At 45.2% G+C, this 18,125-nt stretch carries 17 protein-coding genes and 2 pseudogenes; 4 read left to right on the forward strand and 15 right to left on the reverse strand.

The genetic code is table 11. The features are described 5' to 3' along the window. Nucleotides 1-12: 12 nt before the first annotated feature. From ACFOET_RS05670 to ACFOET_RS05730, 13 genes and pseudogenes are all read right to left on the reverse strand, one after another. Nucleotides 13-1,140 carry a glycosyltransferase family protein gene (locus ACFOET_RS05670; RefSeq protein ID WP_379020461.1) on the reverse strand — a complete coding sequence of 376 codons (1,128 nt, stop codon included), beginning with the start codon at nucleotides 1,138-1,140 and terminating at the stop codon, nucleotides 13-15. Beyond that, nucleotides 1,091-2,050 (reverse strand): hypothetical protein, encoded by a 960-nt coding sequence (locus ACFOET_RS05675; protein WP_379020463.1) that lies wholly within the window; start codon nucleotides 2,048-2,050, stop codon nucleotides 1,091-1,093. The genes ACFOET_RS05670 and ACFOET_RS05675 overlap by 50 nt, the downstream gene beginning before the upstream one ends. Before the next feature lie 454 nt (nucleotides 2,051-2,504). Beyond that, nucleotides 2,505-3,911 (reverse strand): polysaccharide deacetylase family protein, encoded by a 1,407-nt coding sequence (locus tag ACFOET_RS05680; RefSeq protein WP_379020465.1) that lies wholly within the window; start codon nucleotides 3,909-3,911, stop codon nucleotides 2,505-2,507. Next, a pseudogene (locus ACFOET_RS05685) lies at nucleotides 3,908-4,069 on the reverse strand (DapH/DapD/GlmU-related protein); the annotation flags it as partial. The pseudogene ACFOET_RS05685 and the gene ACFOET_RS05680, both read right to left, overlap by 4 nt. Nucleotides 4,070-4,156: 87 nt before the next feature. After that, a pseudogene (locus ACFOET_RS05690) lies at nucleotides 4,157-4,402 on the reverse strand (hypothetical protein); the annotation flags it as partial. Between the two features lie 4 nt (nucleotides 4,403-4,406). Continuing rightward, nucleotides 4,407-5,651 (reverse strand): carboxylate--amine ligase, encoded by a 1,245-nt coding sequence (locus tag ACFOET_RS05695; RefSeq protein ID WP_379020467.1) that lies wholly within the window; start codon nucleotides 5,649-5,651, stop codon nucleotides 4,407-4,409. 221 nt (nucleotides 5,652-5,872) lie between these two features. Beyond that, on the reverse strand, nucleotides 5,873-7,135 hold the full coding sequence (locus ACFOET_RS05700) for a lipopolysaccharide biosynthesis protein (protein ID WP_379020469.1): 1,263 nt from the start codon (nucleotides 7,133-7,135) through the stop codon (nucleotides 5,873-5,875). Further along, nucleotides 7,132-8,154, reverse strand: coding sequence for a Gfo/Idh/MocA family protein (locus ACFOET_RS05705; RefSeq protein WP_379020471.1), 1,023 nt, complete (start codon nucleotides 8,152-8,154; stop codon nucleotides 7,132-7,134). The genes ACFOET_RS05700 and ACFOET_RS05705 overlap by 4 nt, the downstream gene beginning before the upstream one ends. After that, nucleotides 8,155-8,739, reverse strand: coding sequence for an acyltransferase (locus ACFOET_RS05710; protein WP_379020473.1), 585 nt, complete (start codon nucleotides 8,737-8,739; stop codon nucleotides 8,155-8,157). After that, entirely contained in the window at nucleotides 8,723-9,868 is a 1,146-nt protein-coding gene (locus ACFOET_RS05715; protein WP_379020475.1) for a DegT/DnrJ/EryC1/StrS family aminotransferase, read from the reverse strand. Before ACFOET_RS05715 ends, ACFOET_RS05710 begins: the two co-directional genes overlap by 17 nt. Before the next feature lie 6 nt (nucleotides 9,869-9,874). Continuing rightward, a complete protein-coding gene (gene lhgO / locus ACFOET_RS05720; protein ID WP_379020477.1) occupies nucleotides 9,875-11,077 on the reverse strand; it encodes an L-2-hydroxyglutarate oxidase in 1,203 nt (400 codons plus the stop codon). Nucleotides 11,078-11,094: 17 nt separating this feature from the next. Beyond that, entirely contained in the window at nucleotides 11,095-12,414 is a 1,320-nt protein-coding gene (locus ACFOET_RS05725; protein WP_379020479.1) for a nucleotide sugar dehydrogenase, read from the reverse strand. 152 nt (nucleotides 12,415-12,566) lie between these two features. Then, complete coding sequence (locus ACFOET_RS05730) at nucleotides 12,567-13,070, reverse strand: ArsR family transcriptional regulator (RefSeq protein ID WP_379020481.1); 504 nt, start codon at nucleotides 13,068-13,070, stop codon at nucleotides 12,567-12,569. Between the two features lie 149 nt (nucleotides 13,071-13,219). On the opposite strand from ACFOET_RS05730, the gene ACFOET_RS05735 reads away from it, so the two are divergent. The 4 genes from ACFOET_RS05735 to ACFOET_RS05750 all read left to right on the forward strand — a co-directional run bounded on the left by ACFOET_RS05735 (nucleotide 13,220) and on the right by ACFOET_RS05750 (nucleotide 16,201). Continuing rightward, a complete protein-coding gene (locus ACFOET_RS05735) occupies nucleotides 13,220-13,585 on the forward strand; it encodes a hypothetical protein (protein ID WP_379020483.1) in 366 nt (121 codons plus the stop codon). Nucleotides 13,586-13,950: 365 nt separating this feature from the next. After that, nucleotides 13,951-14,487: a cyclic nucleotide-binding domain-containing protein gene (locus tag ACFOET_RS05740; RefSeq protein WP_379020485.1), complete on the forward strand. Its 537-nt coding sequence runs from the start codon at nucleotides 13,951-13,953 to the stop codon at nucleotides 14,485-14,487. Nucleotides 14,488-14,714: 227 nt separating this feature from the next. Further along, a complete protein-coding gene (locus ACFOET_RS05745) occupies nucleotides 14,715-15,701 on the forward strand; it encodes a helix-turn-helix domain-containing protein (RefSeq protein WP_379020487.1) in 987 nt (328 codons plus the stop codon). A 161-nt stretch (nucleotides 15,702-15,862) separates the two neighbouring features. Further along, nucleotides 15,863-16,201, forward strand: a complete 339-nt coding sequence (locus tag ACFOET_RS05750) for a hypothetical protein (RefSeq protein ID WP_379020488.1) — start codon at nucleotides 15,863-15,865, stop codon at nucleotides 16,199-16,201. 66 nt (nucleotides 16,202-16,267) lie between these two features. Here ACFOET_RS05750 and ACFOET_RS05755 read toward each other — a convergent pair whose 3' ends face one another. Then, complete coding sequence (locus ACFOET_RS05755; RefSeq protein ID WP_379020490.1) at nucleotides 16,268-17,566, reverse strand: TlpA family protein disulfide reductase; 1,299 nt, start codon at nucleotides 17,564-17,566, stop codon at nucleotides 16,268-16,270. Next, nucleotides 17,566-18,060, reverse strand: a complete 495-nt coding sequence (locus ACFOET_RS05760) for a RagB/SusD family nutrient uptake outer membrane protein (protein ID WP_379020492.1) — start codon at nucleotides 18,058-18,060, stop codon at nucleotides 17,566-17,568. Before ACFOET_RS05760 ends, ACFOET_RS05755 begins: the two co-directional genes overlap by 1 nt. Nucleotides 18,061-18,125: the final 65 nt, after the last annotated feature.

The following is an 18,125-nucleotide window of genomic DNA, read 5'->3' on the forward strand; positions in this document are numbered from 1 at the left end:
AGGGGATAGAACCTAATTATTCCGGTTTGTGACGGCTGATAAAGATAATGCGACCTCCGTCGCTCGGTTGTCCCATGTATTTGTCTGCGCCACATGAACCAGATTTTTTTGAAAATCTTTTAAGTTTGAATCAATGGGACCGAGTTTGGATGCTTCCATCCATTGCTTTATGTGTTCCTTACTGAATTTAATAGCCCAACCAATCGCACTTTTTTTTACAAAATTGCCCACAGCTGTATTCTCTACTGAAAGAACTGGTTTTAAGTAAGAAATATATTCAAACAACTTTGCGGGCATAGCGAATTGCCAGTACTCTGTCGGTTTAACGAACAGGCAACAGAGGTCACAGGTCTTATATAGATCGATTAGCTCATCACCCTTTTTGTGGACAACGCGGATGTTATCACTCCTATCAATTGTTTCACGCATCGGATTTTCTAGTTTCTGATAGTCGTCATGTCTGCAACAGATCGTAAATACGATGTGGGAGTATTCAACAACCTGTTTAATGAATAAGGTTAGGTCGTATATGTCTCCTCCAATCCCTCCCACGTATAATATCCGAATTGGATGACACCAAGTCGGCTCCGAAAATTGATTTTTCATTGACAGGGTGCCAGGGGGCAAACTGATCGTTTCTTTCTTTAACTCCGGTATGTATTTCTTCATTTTTAAGGATGGCAGAAACAATACGTCTACTAATTTTGTGTATTGAAGAATATCATACTTATAAAAAAATTTGGCTACTATCCTTTTCAAGGGGCTTGCCTGATCGTTGTAAAATTTGAACTTCCAATGGATGTCTCTATAAAAAAGGCCGATTCGGATATTGTGGTTCTTGCAATATCTCCAAAAACTAAAGTCCATTAACGGAAAAGTGGGGAAGTGGTGATGCTCAGTGAGCAACGTTGGCATAGTCGAACTTTCGGAATATACAAACTCATATTTAATACCCCCCTCTATATTGTCTTGGATTGTTTTAATTTGCTTTTTTCTTTCTTTCCCAACCCCCATTACAACATCAACTCGATATCCTATTTTCCTGAAAGCATCAAGCATCTTAAATGGACGAATTTGGCTTGCTGAAATTCTATTTGGATCTGGTTTGTACGGAAGGTGGAATATGATTCTTTTGTCCATAGCCTTTTATTAGTTGAAGATACTTCGATAAAAATATGATTAGCAGCAATACGGCTGACAGCATTAACATTATCGGATGGTATAGGTATTCGTTGAATCCACCACTTATCGCTCCTTTATAGGAAAAATAACAAAACAAGCCCAAGAACACGGGAGTCTTTTTCATCCTCAGAAAGAATATATACATGGACTGGATTAGAAAACCTACATATAACGGTGATGCTAGTAGGCCGAATTTTCCGAAGTTTGCCCAAGCCTCTGCAATAAATAGTGAATTCATAACTCCTGCTGTACCCTCCTCGACTGCTTCTGGGTTGTACCGCTCCATTAATATTCTTGCGGATCGTTCCGACCGCTCAATTCCTAATAAATCGGTAAGCTGTGCAAAGCTACTGAAGCCCAAGAAGTCATGATGCTGAGGAAATGTCTCAAAACTAAAATATATTCCTGCACTTTGACTTAACAGTATTCGTCCTGGGATACCAAAACTCAGACTAAACAAAATATTCGATTCAGACGGGCTAAGAAATGAGTACATTAACAAAAGCATAGTAATGAGTCCCGCACCTGAATAAATCAGCGTAAACCTCTTTATTTGCCCTTTTTCGTACACTCTAAAAAAGAGAAATCCTATCAGATATAATACCACAGGAGCTTTTGCCATATTGTACGTCAATATCAATATCGACAGAATGAATGTGCCCCAAAACCAAATTCGATCTCTAAGGCGTCGGGTCATCCGATAATAACCATATGCAATATATGATATGATTGGCGTCAAAAGGAGCCCGAAAACATTACGAAATATTGGGTTTCCTTTGAATTCTCTTCCGACTTCCTCCCTTAGTCCCGCTAATAACAGAGCGTCACCACCTTTTACCAGTTCAATAATGGGGATTTCTCGCATCATGATGTAGGTGTATACAACAGATAAGGCGCACATTGTGGTGACTAAGTAGAGTGGAAACCGGACAAATGAGTCAGTATTAGATGTATATGGAGTGATTCTTTGCGCAACATACTTCTTAAATAACATTCTAGTGTTAGCGGCGAATATTTTATTGGCAAGCAGCATACCTAAAGGCAGCATTAACATTGTATACAGAATTGCCCAGTAACCCATTTGTCTCGGTGCCTCGCTCGATAATTTACTTATTTGATAGTGATTATCAACGGAGTAAACTACTAGGATGGCTGAAAAAAAACACTGTAGGATAACGTTGTAGTACGCAATCCAAGAGATCATGTTCAATTTCAAAGGATTTAATGTGCCTGCCGCATTTTTGAATAGAGTAATGGCCCCTATTAAAACTATGATGCCTACTACAAGGTACATGGATCTATCTTATTTGTGTAAGGCGCTGTCAGAACCTTTCGCTAACGATTTCTTCCAAAATATTGAAACATCTTTGATCGTGAAAAAATGAATTGTGCCAGAGTAATATAAAATTTCCTTTATAAAAATAGCATTGTTTCATCAAATGTTTGAAAGTTTTAATTGCTTCTCCTGTATAGCCTAAATTCATGTAGTTTGATGAAATTACAGTTGTTTCCATGGCTATAAGTGGGCGTTCTTTTATTTTTAGCTTCGCTCTATTCTTTAAATCATACATGGTATACTCATAACAAGTACCGCACCTGAATCCGACGTGATCGGCATAAGATAATGTCGAATCGTACTGTAAGTTAGCGCTATCCAAATGCGTGATGGTTTCAGGCGTTCGGTATCTTAGATAATGCTGTCTGACTCCAATATGACTTTGCTTGATATCAAGTCGCTGTAGTTTGTCGGTCAAAATTGTTGCTTCTTTTTGCGTTTGTTTCTGATTTAAGTATGTGTTATAGCTGGAATGTAGCCCTATTTCATGACCTCTATGGTGAATGTCCAACATAAGTTTCTCGATCATTGGATTGTCCAGCGTATAATTGCCGTCAATTTGGCCAGCGGTATGGTCACATATAAAATAAAAGGCCATTCCGGTGTTGTTCTTCTCTGCTAACCTCATGAGATAGTTAAACGTGTTGTGAGAATCCGCTCTCCACCCGTGTTTTTTGACATTAAAAAACTCTTTCACGTTTCTCACACTCGTTCGAAAGTCCAACGAATTGATTAGATTGCTCGTAATTTTTCTGGCAAGAAGCCTATAATTTTCGTTAATCGGATTAAACGGCCAATCAACGTCGCAGGTCAACGTTATTCGAAACGATTGCTTTTTTCTACTTAACCTTGAATTTGGATCAGAGATTAGTTGCCATAGTATTTCTACGTATTCGTTTACAATAGGCCGCGTTAAAAAGCTAGCTTTGTAGGCGACGGAAGATTTGCTTGGAAAGCGGTCATGGCTGTCTCGATCATCGACCACCATTTCTTCATAACGACTTAGCATAAAAAATATACTGCCAAATAGATCGATGCCACATGAAATATTGCTTTCATCATTGCGAACTATGTAGGCTTCACCAAATAGAACATTGATGTCTGAAAAAGGCAGCGATTCTGTAAGGAAGGTCCTATTCAGATGAAGAACTTTTAACGGCATTTTGGGGAGAGTGTCGTCAGAAAGCCATTTTACCGAGGCATTTCGAAAGAAGGTGTCGTTGAGTTCTATATCCTTACGGGGGCCCGGAGCATCTATACTAATGGTGGTTTTATCACTGATTGAATCATCGAAACGCACCGTATAATCTAGGCCTAAAAATTCAGAGAGTACGACTTCGAAAACGTAATTCTTCTCAGGGACGCACGTCTTACTTGTTTCAATGATGATCATCTTCTAAATTTTATGATCTTTGCTGGGTTCCCAACAACTATTGCGTTCTCGGGTACATCTTTGGTTACTACTGCTCCGGCGCCTACCACGGCTCCGCTACCTATGGAAACTCCCATGAGTATTGTCGCGTTAGCACCAATCCAAACATCGTTTCCTATATTGACAGGGCGACGGATCGATTCTTGACTACACATTGGAATGCCGTTTAGTATCGTCCCATGATTTCGTGACCAGATCACTGTTTTCGGACCAATCATCACATCGTCTCCGATGTATATTTCACCGGATAGATGACAATCTGCATTAATGTAAAAGTTGTTTCCAATGACTATTAAGGGATCTCCTACTATCCGAGAATAAGGCTCTATTACGGCTCTACCCTTGAACTTTGTGTTGGTTAGGATGGTATTGTTATGTATAACAATACCCTTCGTTTTCATTTTAAAACGGTAAACCCGTTGCCTTATAAGATTAATTATAGTCTTGGGCATAATACTAAGTCCTTTTTATAAGTCTTTTAGTTTTATTGACGATAAAATTCTTAATACTAGCTAGTGAAACCGTAATATCGTCCGGACTAAACTCAGCTTTTACAAGCTTCTGACAAGCTAGACTATTTTTCCATTGTTTTAAGCCCATGTGCCAGAGCGGGAAGTGCTTTTTATAATTATTGATACAATTGTCGAAATCCTCCAAGTATTTGACATACTTCACCTCTCCATTTTTTAAATGTTTGCAGTTGTGTTTTCCGTCATAGTCAGCTTTGAGCAAATCTGTGTAAGCCAACCAAGGTAGACTAACGCCGCAGGCTGGCGTAATTCCAATCCATGACCATGATCTTGGGTTTATCTCGATCAAGTAGTACACTCCTGTCATTTCATGTCTTTTATATTCAAACTCTGCAATTCCCTTATACTTTAGTTCTTTTACAATTTTGGCGGTATTTTCTATTAATCTATCAGGGACTTGGTAAACCTCTCCTACGATGCAATCCCCATATTCTGCAGGATACCCCCTTACTTTTCTTCCTGTAAATGTACCTATTAAATCGCTATGTACGTCAGCATATACGCCCACAGTAAACATTTGATCAGAAACGCCCATAATAAGCTGTTGAAATATCAGAAATGGTAGGTAGTCCTTTTCCTTTGTTAGAAAAGTCTCTAGAGCACGCTTATCGTAGATTTTTGTTAGTCTCAAACGGTCTAATTCGGTCTCAAGCAACTTAGCGTCCAAGCCGTGGTCCGACGAACTGCGCCTAGCGTTCGGCTTTGCAATAATGGGAAAATCAATATCAAGACATTTCATCACTTGAGACAAGGTGTATGTACGCGGCGTTAAATAGCTGTTACGATTACCCAGTTCATAAAACTTTTGTTTGTCAAGGACCAATTCTACAACCTCTTGGTTTGAAACGCAAGGTATACTCACCGCGGAAAGTGCTGTTTTGTTCCTCGCAATGGCCTGCGCCCAAATGTCATTTGTCGGGAATAGAACCGGTTTTTCCTTCTCTTTTTTACATAGTTCGTATAGTTGATCTATAAATCTTGATTCATAGCCAGCTGGATCGGCGCATTTGACGTACTTGGCGTACCGCGAATACGTGCCAATAGACCGGCTACAATCCATAGCAATACATGATACCCCGCGTCTGCCAAGCTCTTGTATGATACTGAGTCCATTGAAGTTGCAATTAAAAACTATTGCCTTATTCGTTCCATTTTGAGAGTTAAACTTCATGCGAATTAGCTAATGACTTTTAAAGATATTCTATGTTCTGTGCTTACTGTTTCATCTATATGCTATTATACCATTTAATGCCTTTCCCACCTCACCAAAACGCATTTCAAATCGTATCTAAATTCTATGAGTCAATAAGCAAACATATCGGTTATGGCGACCATTGACTAGCTTCTCAAAATTGCCACAGTATTTTTCATCTCTATCCACCTGTCAATGGGTTACAATAATTTTTTTGACACTAAGTACAATACCAACAGAAGACAGCTATACACTACGCTACCTAGAGACATATACAAAAATAAGAAGTGTGATATGCTAAACTTATAAACATACGATATTGTAAAGGAAACGATGTTTGCCGAAAAAAGCACTATTTGCAGAATTAACGCGAGTCCCTGTTTTTCGAAGGCTCCGGTAACCAGACTCAAAGGCCCATAAACAGTCCTTATAAAAAAAAGAGGTAATAAAATTTTTGAATAGGTTCCTGCCACACGCCATGCTTCGCCAAACATAAGCGCAAATAAGTCTTCAATAACAAAAAACAAAACAGTGAATACTGGCATGCAGATAATTAGCAGTTTTTTCAGTGTCGATAAAAACTCCTTGGAAGCCGCTTTACCTTCCTTATAGCGATCAGCACAAATTTGGTAGAATAATTGTCCCATATTGTTGCTTATTAGCGATAAGGGAACATTTAGATATCGGTAACCATAAGAGTAGTATCCTAGCTGCTTAATACCATATAGATTCGAAATGAAAAAAGTATTTATATTAACAGATAAATTATTAATTAGTATACCCCAGACAGAAATCAAAGGAAATTTTTTATAACGCTTAGCATTTTGAACGATGGTGCTTCTTGTCACCTTTTTAAATTCGCTGCGATGCGACATAAAATGTCTTATCATTTTATAATTTCCAAATAAGGCAGAGAAGAAACTTCCTAAAATCAGGCCAACGTAATTGATCCCTGCCAAACCAAAACCCAACTGTAACCCTGCATTTGACACAGACCTAATGATGTTTGATCCTGCTATGGTCTTATATTTCTTGAATCGGAGAGAAAAGTAATTTAAAGCGTTATATAGTCCTCCTAGAAACGCCGCGAAAGGGACTAGATACAGCCAGCTTCCCAACCCGTCCCCTCCAATCAGGATTAATATTGGCTGCTTAAACAAAATAAAAACGACGAAGAGAAGTAAGGAGACCGCAAAGGCAACGATCATGGAAAGAAAAGCCAAGCTAATGGCGTCTGCATCTTCTTTGGGTAAGGGGATTGCAAACTCGTACCTAAGATTAATCGCAGAGACGAAAACAAAGACCATGGCATTAAAGATAGCCAATATCCCAAAATCTTCAGGGGTGAATAACCGCACTAGGAATACGCTCGCTAGCAAGGGAACTATTTGAGCCAAAACCGACCCCGAAAAAAGCGTAGCAAAATTCCTGTTAAAATCCGACTTTAGTATGTTCTTGATCAATGCTTTCCCGCGTATATTCGCTCAATAATGTCTACGACCTTCAGTCCTTCCAACGCATTGGTGCTTATAGCGGCCTTTCCGTTTAGAACGTCGACAACATTTTCGATGACGTAGTGATGATTGGCAGCCGACCCTTTATAAGCCCCATAGTCGTTGCCGGGATTTGTCGGAGGAAGTACCAGCATCTCATAATCCTTGATGTTGCAGGTCTCTACCTTATCCATATATTGCCCTCCGATTTTGACCGATCCGTTTTCGGCAATAATGGTCATGGAGCTTTCCAGATTCTGATTCCAGACAGAAGTGGAATAATTCAGCGAACCCATACCTCCGTTTACAAAATCAAAGTTCACAAATCCGCTGTCTTCAAAATCCGTCAAGTCCTGATGGTTGAAGTCATTGAATTTGCCTTGTATATTTGTGATGTCGCCAAATAGCCAATACATGATATCAATGAAGTGTGAAAATTGGGTAAAGAGCGTACCGCCGTCCAGGTCCTTCTTACCGTGCCAGCTTTCAGGTTTGTAGTAGCGGTTGTCGCGGTTCCAATAGCAATTAAGCTGTACCATATAGATTTTGCCTAATCGCCCGCTTTCAATCAGGTCCTTGATCCAAACCGATGGCGGCGAGTAGCGGTTCTGCATGACGGCAAATACTTGCCGGTGAACTTGCAGTGCTTTAAAAATGACCTTCTCTGCATCCTGCCTGGTGAGCGCCATTGGTTTTTCCACCACGATGTGCTTGCGCGCTTCCAGGCATTTCATTGCCTGTTCCGCATGGAAGCCATTGGGGGAGGCAATATTAACAACGTCAACGTCAATTCCGGAGTTCAGGAACTCATCAAGGGAATTAAAGAATGGTACACGATATTCGTCAATTCCTAATTGCGATTTATCCTTAATGTCAATAAGTGCGACAAGCTCGCTTTCTTCATTGCGGGTGATCATTTCGGCGTGGCGCTTTCCGATGTGGCCGCAGCCGATAACAGCAAATTTGACTTTTCGATTCAGTGGTGTCATTTATTTGATTCGTTGTACTTGGTTATCTTTTAGCTCGTATTCCTGTTGTGATTCCGGACATATTGCCCGATTGCTTTCATCGAATCGCAGACGGTGACCGTATTCGCTCACCCAGCCGATCTGGCGGGCAGGGTTGCCGACGACCAGTGCATATGGGGGTACGTTTTTCGTTACGACAGCGCCGGCTCCAATGAAAGCGTATGCGCCGATATCATGTCCACAAACGATCGTCGCATTTGCGCCGATAGAAGCGCCTTTGCCTACGTGCGTTTTGGCATATTGGCCGCGGCGGTTAATTGCGCTGCGCGGGTTCGTTACGTTGGTAAATACCATGGAGGGACCGAGAAAGACATCGTCATCACAGGTCACACCCTCATAGATTGACACGTTGTTCTGTACTTTCACGTTCACGCCCAGAGTCACCCCTAGAGACACGACTACGTTTTGACCAATGTTACACCGTTCGCCGATTTTGCAATTGGGCATAATGTGCGAAAAATGCCAAATTTTGGTGCCAGCACCAATTTCCGCCCCTTCGTCAATGACGGCGGTTGGGTGTGCGGAATAGTTATTGGTTGTTTCCATACGCAAAGAAGTCCTTTATTTGTTCGATGATGTAATCCTGGGTTTCAAGCTCCATTTCAGTGTGAATAGGCAATGAAAGCACGTTCTTGCAGAGTTGTTCTGAGACGGGGAAATCGCCTTCATTATACCCATATTGCCGATATGCCTGTTGAAGGTGTACGGGAATGGGGTAGTACACCATAGTGGGGACGCCGCGTTCCTGTAAAAATGCTTTTAAGGCATCCCGTCTTCCGTCTGCTATTTGGCAGGTGTATTGGTTGTAGACATGAGTGGAGTACGGAGCCTGCTTAGGCGTTGTTAATCCTTCAATGTCGGCGAGTGCAATGTCATACTTTTGCGCAACTGTGCGTCGTGCGTCAGCGTATCTACTAAGATATTTTATTTTAACGTTCAAAACCGCGGCCTGTACAGTGTCCAGCCGGGAGTTTACTCCAATCGACTCATGGTGGTATTTTTGCCGTTGACCGTGATTGGCAATCATATGAGCGCGTTGTGCCAACTCCGCATCGTTGGTCAGAAGCGCACCGCCGTCACCGAAACATCCAAGGTTTTTGGAAGGGAAGAATGAGGTGGTGCCTATCGTACCTACCGTTCCAGCAAACTGCTTCCGACCGTCAGCAAAGATGTATTCCGCACCCATTGCTTGGGCGGTATCTTCAATAACGGCAACATCGTGCTTGCCGGCAATAGCATTGATAGCCTCCATGTTAGAGCACTGCCCGAATAGGTGAACTGGTACAATGCCTACTGTTTTTTCGGTGATCGTTGCCTCCAGCTGCTCATAATCGAGTTCAAAGGTGTCTGGCTGGACATCGATGAATTTGGGAGTGAGGCCTAATAACGCAATGACTTCTACTGTGGCAATGTAAGTGAACGCGGGTACGATGACTTCGCCACCGGGCTTAAACCCGAGGGCCATCATGGCAATCTGTAAAGCGTCCGTGCCATTACCGCAGGTCACGGCATGGTTCACTTGGTTGAATGATTTGAGCGATTCAATGAATGTTTTGACCTGAGGGCCGTTAATATATGCTGTTTCCGACACAGCTGACAGAAGCGCTTGGTCAATTTCTTCTTTTATACGAAGATATTGGCCTTTCAGATCAACCATCTGTATTTTTTTATCCATAAATCTCTAATTAGCGATAAGCTGGTTTGTGATATAATTCCCGATAGATAAACAGGACGTGGCCGCTGGTGACGGGGCGTTGCGTACATGGACTACGTTACCTGCCTTGCTGATGTCAAAATCATCGATAAGATTGCCCTTGCGGTCGCAAGCCTGCGCCCGCACACCCGCGTCTCCGGGAACAAGATCTGACTCCTGTATCTCTGGGAGCAAACGCTGCAGCGCTTTAGTAAAGGCCGACTTGGACAACGACCGATAGATTTCTCCCATGCCGGTCTTACCATACTTGGCAACGATTTTCCAAAAACCTGGCCATGCAAAAGTATCGAAGGTGTCTGTCAAACTGAGGTTAGTGAAGCGGTAGCCTTCCCTTTTGAACGCTAAAACGGCATTCGGGCCGGCTTCAACGCCTCCCTGGATCATTCTTGTGAAATGCACGCCAAGGAAAGGGAACTTCGGGTCTGGAACCGGATAAACTAAGTTTTTGACCAGGTGCTCCTTTTCGGGCTTAAGCTTATAGTATTCGCCACGAAAGGGAATGATGCGCAGGTCGTCCGCGTTTCCGGTGCTGAATGCAACACGATCGGAGTGCAGGCCTGCACACGTCACAGCCCGGGTGGCTGTGTAGCTTTGCTTATCGGTTTCCAGGTATACAGAGCCGTGTTCTGTAAGGATATTGACTACAGTTTCTAAAAATGCGATTTCCCCACCCGCTTCCGTGATCAGGTTTTGCAGCCGTCGCGCCATAGCAGGATAGTCTATGATGCCGGTTTGGGGCACGTGTATAGCCGCTATACCCGCGGCGTGAGGCTCATAGGCTTTGATTTCTTCTTTTGAAAGGAACTTAAGCTGTTTCAACCCATTTTCTACGCCGCGGTTGAAAATATTGTGCAATACGGGGACTTCTTCTTTTGAAGTGGCTATGATCAGCTTTCCGCAGAGGTCATAGGGAATGCCTTGTTCTTTAGCAAAGTTGAGCAAATGCTTATAGCCTGCAATGCAGTTCTGCGCTTTGAGGCTGCCCGGCTTGTAGTAGATGCCGCTATGGATGACGCCGCTGTTGTGTCCGGACTGATGAGCTGCTACAGAGGCTTCTTTTTCAATAATCAATAAGCGAGAGGTTGGATGTCGCTTTAAAAATTGATACGCTGTTGCCAACCCGACCAAACCGGCTCCAACGATAATGCAGTCATATTGCTTTGTAATCATCGGGTCTTATTTTGGTACTATAACCTCCCATCCACTAAATCCCTACTCAAACATGCCTTAGTATCGAAGATGACACCGTTGTTGCGTTTTACCTTTTGGTAGTCGAACTTCAAAAATTCATTATGGGCAACAGCGACCACAATAGCATCATATACCACGTTTTTATCGACTTCATTGAGAATATCCAAACCGTACTCGTGTTTTACCTCCCCTGCATCGGCCCATGGATCATAGATGTCCACACTCAGACCAAACTGAGCTAGTTCATGATAGATATCCACCACACGGGTATTCCGTATATCCGGGCAGTTTTCCTTGAATGTAATGCCCATAATCAACGCCCGTGAGTCTTTGATCTTGTGGTCTTTCTGAATCATGAGTTTGACAACCTTGTCAGCGACGAAAGCGCCCATCTGATCATTCACCCGGCGACCAGATAGGATGACCTGCGGGTGATAGCCCAGAGATTGGGCTTTATGAGCTAAATAATAAGGATCCACCCCGATACAATGGCCGCCTACCAGACCCGGCTGGTATTTCAAAAAATTCCATTTGGTACCTGCTGCTTCAATGACGTCATGGGTATCAATACCGATGCGGTCAAATATGAGTGAAAGCTCATTAACAAACGAAATGTTGACATCCCGCTGAGCGTTTTCGATGGCTTTCGAAGCCTCAGCAACTTTGATGCTTGGTGCCTTGTGCGTACCCGCCGCGATGATGGAACGGTAAAGATCATCCACACGGTCTGCTATCTCAGCTGTCGAACCACTGGTCACTTTCTTGATCTTGGTGAGCGTATTGATTTTGTCGCCCGGGTTGATGCGTTCCGGAGAGTATCCGGCGAAGAAATCTTTGTTAAACTGAAGCCCTGAAACACGCTCCAATACCGGCACACAGTCTTCTTCGGTACAGCCCGGGTACACCGTAGACTCGTAAATAACAATGTCACCCACCTTCAAAACCCGACCTAACATTTCGGACGCCTTGATCAGTGGTGTCAGGTCAGGCGCCTTAAACTGATCGATGGGAGTCGGTACGGTGACAATGTAGGTGTTGTACGAACGGAGATCTTCGACATTTGCAGAAAAAGAAAGCCCTATGGTCTGCTTCTTTTCTTGCTTCAACGACATTGCAGCTTTAAGATCTTTAATGCTGGCCTCTTGTGTCCGGTCTTTGCCCGCCTGCAATTCGCTGACGCGCTGTGTGTTGATATCAAAACCCAACACATCGTACTTTTTGCCAAATTCGATCGCTAATGGCAAACCTACATACCCCAAGCCGATAATGGCGATACGGGCATTTTCTACGGTTTTTGATGAAGATTGGTCGCTCATCTATTTCGGTGTTTATCTATAAACGGTGTTTTTGCGGTTACAATATGCCGACTTGCTAATTCAATGATTTATTCAAGTCGTTTTTCTGTTTTTTCACGGCAAATCGAGCAACAAAAGTACTCATTTTTTTGAAAGTTGCAAATTCGTCTTGCTTATTGCTCATATAACACCAGTCCACTTTTCATTTTTCGATCGCTCAACGTGAATTTAACTTTCCGGTCAATAACCCCTTCCACTTTGGGTGCCAATTGCTCCAGGTAGTCAGCGTTGAGCGCTTTTCCTACAATGGTGACCTCAATGGTGCCGCTGTCGCGCCCCTCGGCATAGTCTCCCGTAAGCACCACCTGCTCTACCTCTCCCATGCGGCTGAGCACGGTCTCCACGATGCGGTCCAGCCCCAAATATTTATGTACGATATCCTGCAGCGCACTGAACAACGGGTGCTTCACATTGGCGCGGTACGATACGCGGTTCTGCTGGGCTTCCTTTTCGAGATAACCGGCTTCGGAAAGGTTGTTAAGCTCCTTGCGGATGGCGTTGGTAGATTCGTTGAACTCTTCTGCTAACCCCCGCATATGCCCCCTGTTGGCGGCATTGATGAAAAATTTCACCAGCAGACGCAGACGTGTTTTGGAGGTAATGAGCGAGTCAAGCATGCGGACAATCGTATAATGAGCAACAAAAGTACTCTTTTTTGTTAAATGAACGAAAAGCTTGTCATTTTCTTGTTGCAGTTCAGCGTCTTTGTGATATCTTTGGTACTGATTTCAATCAACGCATTTATACAGTCAACTAGCTAAAAAATATGTCCATTTCCAAATGGCCGGTGCTGGCCATCGTTGTCAGCTCGCTCGCTTTGCTTCCTTCGGAAAAGGTCTTTCCCGAAGCTGTGTCGGCGTCGCCCGATGTATTAACCACCGAAGTGTCCTTAAACGTGTATGCACAGGAAACCCTGGAAAGTGTCCTTTTCCGGCTGCATACCATCACGCGCTGCCCAATGCTGTGGGATGCCCGCATGTTGGCGGATTGCCGGGCCAAACCGGCGACCTACCGACTGGTCCCATTGAAAACAATATTGGCGGAACAGCTGGAAGGCACACCGATCCGATACGAGTTGAAGAAAAAGAAGCTCGTTTTTTACCGCGCGAAAACCGCCTCCGTGGTCAACTGACCTCCCTACCGCCGTAGCGGAAAACATGCTTCGAGCACCTCTTGCAGTGGAATGCCGGTGGCTGCTCCGCCGCAAGCGGTGAAAAGCCGCCCTGTGTACGGGGCGCTTTTCTCTTTACCGATTTGCGCAGAAAATTGCAGCCGCGCAAACCGTTAATTTGCAATTTGTACCTTGGCAATACGATGGCGCCGCATCATCAAGTGGCCGAAAATGATACTGCTGTCTACTCGACAGCGTTTTTCCGATGCTTCGGCAAGCCGACTCGTCCGGCATAAAATGTACACGAAAGTGAATACCCGCCTATAGGAAATGTTTTGCATTTTTATAGTCCGCAATTAAACTGTTAACTGGCAAAATCTAACAATATGGAAACACACGTATCTATTTTACACCGCAAACTGGTCTTGCTTGGCATTACTCCGGCTGCCTGGCAGGCATTGTCAGAAGCCGTCGTCAAAGTAACGCGGCCTAAAGGGCGCTCGTTGCCTTACTTGATGGGCGACTTCTTTTTTGTAACCGACGGGTTGCTCAAACAGGAATACGTAATCAACAACACCCCGGCGATCGAACGTTTTTTAGACAATGGAACACCATGCTTCATCACCTGGTCAGACCAGCAGCAGGACTTCGAAGCACTGGAAGACTCCGTATTGCTGAAAATCACGGCCGCGGACCTGCGCGGTCTTAAACAAGCGCACCCCCTGTTAAATGCGATGTTCAATCAGCTATACGCCGAGTGGATGGAGCTGCTGAAGAAGCGCCTTGAACTGCTCCAAGGGCTGAAAAAAGAGCGTGCCGCAGCGTTCCGGTCTGCCTTCCCGGGCCTGGCCAGCCGCATTGCCAAAAAAGACCTGGCCCGGTACCTTGCTATCAGCCCCGGCTACCTGAGTGGGAATCTATAGCGTGCATCACCACTTCGGCAACTTTAGATTTACGAAGCCAATACTTCAAAATTCTGAAGCGCACATCCCCGATTTCGGAGATTCGCCCAGCGCGATCACACCTAATTTAGCATTCAGGAAAAATTAATAAATGTTTAACCGTGACTGCCGTGCCAGCCCGGTTTTCCGACACTGCTTTACTGCCGGACGCCCCACGGGGCGCCGGTTTTTTGGGTCTATATGCACGTATGCAGCTTCCCTTTCGCCTTCATATTGCCTCCCACTATCCCCACGCGAACGAATCGCAGCGGCTACCGGCTGACTGCAGCTACCGCATCGCTTATGCAACGGCGAGGTGCTGGCGCGGCGACGGGTGGTGGGTAGCCGAGCAATGGCATGATGCACGGCATGCCTATCCCTATCTCATCGAGGTGTACACCACGAAAAGGCTCCGTTTCACCGTGGAATGCCTGCGGGAAGATCTCCATTGGCTCTATACCATGGCCGGAGCATTCCGGTTAGGCCGGCAAACCAATGCTGACCATTTATGGCTCTACGCCGATGAACACACCCAGGTATTGGCCACCGAGGGCCACTATGAAATACAGCTGGAATCCGGCCGTCACCTGCTTTTCGGGTTTGTGGTGGAGCAGGGCTGGCCACGGCGGTATGCAGCTACCTCGCTTGCTTACCTATATGCGTTTGAGCGCGATGGCGGCCGCACCTGCCGCAGCACCCCCCATCTTCCCATTACCCCTGCTATGCGCGCACAGTTGCTGTCACTGGCCACCATCCCTCCGCAGGAGGGAATGGTACAGGATGCGGCCATCTATCGCCCCGTTGCCCAACTTACCCAGCTCACGCGGGATGCACACGAGGGCGCCGGGGCGCACGCAGCGCGGTCATTTCAGCTGGCCCAAGCCGTACGTGGCTACCTTCGCGACGCGGCCAAAAACGCGGGCCGCCCGCCCGCCATCACACAACTTGCCGCGCACTTTCATGTGACGCCCGATTATCTCAGCCGCGTCCATCGCATGCATTATGGTCAAAACCTGCAAAGCTACTTGATGCGCCTGCGCCTCAACGAAGCCTTCCGGCTGTTGACTGAAGAAGGGCTAACCGCATCAGCGGTGGCCTACCGTTTGGAGTTTACCGATCTATCGGCGTTTGGCAAGCTTTTCCGCAAGCAATTTAAAAAGACGCCGAGCTCCGTGCGGAAAAAACACCGTTATTGACTACCGCTTTTTGTCTTTACGCGCTTTGAGATACACATGCAGTTAGGAAAAATGAAGTTCAGTATTGGCAAAAAACACGTTGACCTAAAAGGTCGGATTTATACCACGTTTTGGCCGGATATCTACCAACAGCGGGGGCGAATGAAGGGTATTTTTGCTGTATGATTATCAATTATGTGTTTACAGGCATTTTTGCCGCCGCGATGCTGGTACCAGGTACAGGGCAGCGCGAAGTCACTAAGGCTGGAGAAGAGCCCGTGGTGAAGGAACATGAAACAGTGAAAGGAGAGGAACCAATGTACTGGTATCAGACGAATGAAGCCGGAACACATACAGATGGTAGCACTCCATTTTTCGGCACGCGTAGCCAAGCCTTGCAAGCTGGTTGTAGCGAGGACGCTGGCATCGTATGCCTTTACGGGTCAGATCAACCCGATCTGCCTGCAAATACGCCGGTGGGAACACCTACAGCGGACCAAGCAATTTTCAAAGCAAACTAAGCGAGATTACCTTTTGCGTTTCTGGTAGAGGGGTGCTGTTGTAGGCATCCCTTTTTCATTATCTAGTTATGGATCTCTCAAAACCAGGACATCCAATCGCCTCGTTTCTCTCACCAAATCTAAGCCATATCGTCTTAGTTCAAATTGAAATCCCTCTTCGGTAGGGTTGTCTAGTGATTCTCCGGAAAAGGAAATGTCCACATTTCCGTGATAGTCAGTCTCGTCGAAAAAAGGCATCGATGAAAAGTGTTCGAGAGTCACACCGAAGGATCGTGAAAACCAAGAGAAGTCGCCATTCAGGTAATGGCGTATGCTATCCATTTTCTCGCTCCTCGGGTCTTGCGCAAAAAAAGTATTGAGGGTAGGGCCTCCTTTCGAAGCCAAGCGATCTACACTATCGACCCGTACAAGAACCAAACAGTCAACAGATCTTTTCTCTATTGAAGCCCGTAGCGGGAAATACCGTTCGAAATCCGTCTTTACCGCATCAAATATTTTGCCTTCCCATGAGTCGGGTACTCTGCATTGATAGTGGTAGTGATGGCGGTCCATCCAGTCATCCAAAGAGCTATTCCTTAGTTCGGGCGGCTTTGAATAACGCGTTTTATCCCTTGCTTCAAGTTGGGTGCGTTGGGGTTGAAACGGATCAAAACGAATGTTCCCCAACCGGGAATAAAGAAACTGATAAAGCACTTGTACACTTCCCGAGAGAGTAATGCAGTTCGAGGTCAACGGCTTGATAAGCCATAAATTCTTAGTTGAATTGTGCCTTACCAAGTAAGACCCAAAGGCGATATCAGATTGGAAAGCGGTATCAAGCAACGTCTCCCGGATCGAAGTCGTCACGGTATTCCGAACAGAAAAATGTTGCTTCGCGATAGCCATAGTGAGCTTTTCCTCCGTGACTTCATCACGCCTCGTTAGGTGTCTGACCACCCCGTCACTATCGATCCATACATAGTATGGTACACCAACGTGGGGAAATAGTTGATGGAGTACTGTGTCACCCGTAACGAAGGGGATGTTGGGTCGATGCACGAATGTACGGGTATCGAAAAAGGTTGCCGTCTGTGCTAGCCCTAAAGAACTGACCGCTAAAAACTGCACGTTCTCGGAAAATTCACATTGTAGGCTATCAACTTTGGGAAAGGCCTTTAGGCAAGGCAGACAAGTTGTGTTCCAGAAATCGAGGATTACCAGCCTTCCACGTAAATCGGAGAAGCACAATGTGTCTGTATCATGGTTGTAGACGTTTCGCAACACGAAGTCGGGCACAGTGTCGCCGATGCTCAACTCTTTGTATTGAGCATACCCGGTATTAAGAAGAAGTAATAGCGAAGCTATTATAGAAACGAGATTTTTCATCAATAATCAGGGTTTTGTGTCAAATAAGGGTTATAACGTATTTGGTCTTCAGGGATCGGGAAAAGTGCTGAGCTGGATGCCCAATGTGGCTTTATTGAAGTCATCGCGCTATCAAGGATACCCCATCGTTTCAGATCACACCACCTATGCCCCCATTCTGCAAAAAGCTCCCTTTGTCGCTCCTCCTGTATTGCAGAATGCAGGGCGTCGTCATCGGCAGCTGACGGGGGAATGCCCGCACGTCTACGGACGGTGTTTAGGTCGTCTCGGGCTCCCGACGGGTTTCCCGATCGTAGTCGAGCCTCTGCTCGAATAAGGTAAAGTTCGGCCAATCTTAAAACAACGAGGTTTTCCAAGCGTTCACCGAAGGCCTGTGCCCTGTATTTCGATGCATAACCCACTCGTATCGGACCATTTCCCGCATCCCCTATCCAATGTTCCATGCGAAGGTCTTCCGAACTGAAGCGCGCAAGCAGTTCTTCGGTTATGGCCAAAATCGGTAGTGAGTTCGCGTTTGGCGGCAAAAGTACGCCCGCTTCAGGGTTATTTCCAGTTCCGT

Origin of the sequence: Parapedobacter deserti (assembly GCF_042646065.1) — a bacterium.
GTDB classification, from domain to species: domain Bacteria; phylum Bacteroidota; class Bacteroidia; order Sphingobacteriales; family Sphingobacteriaceae; genus Parapedobacter; species Parapedobacter deserti.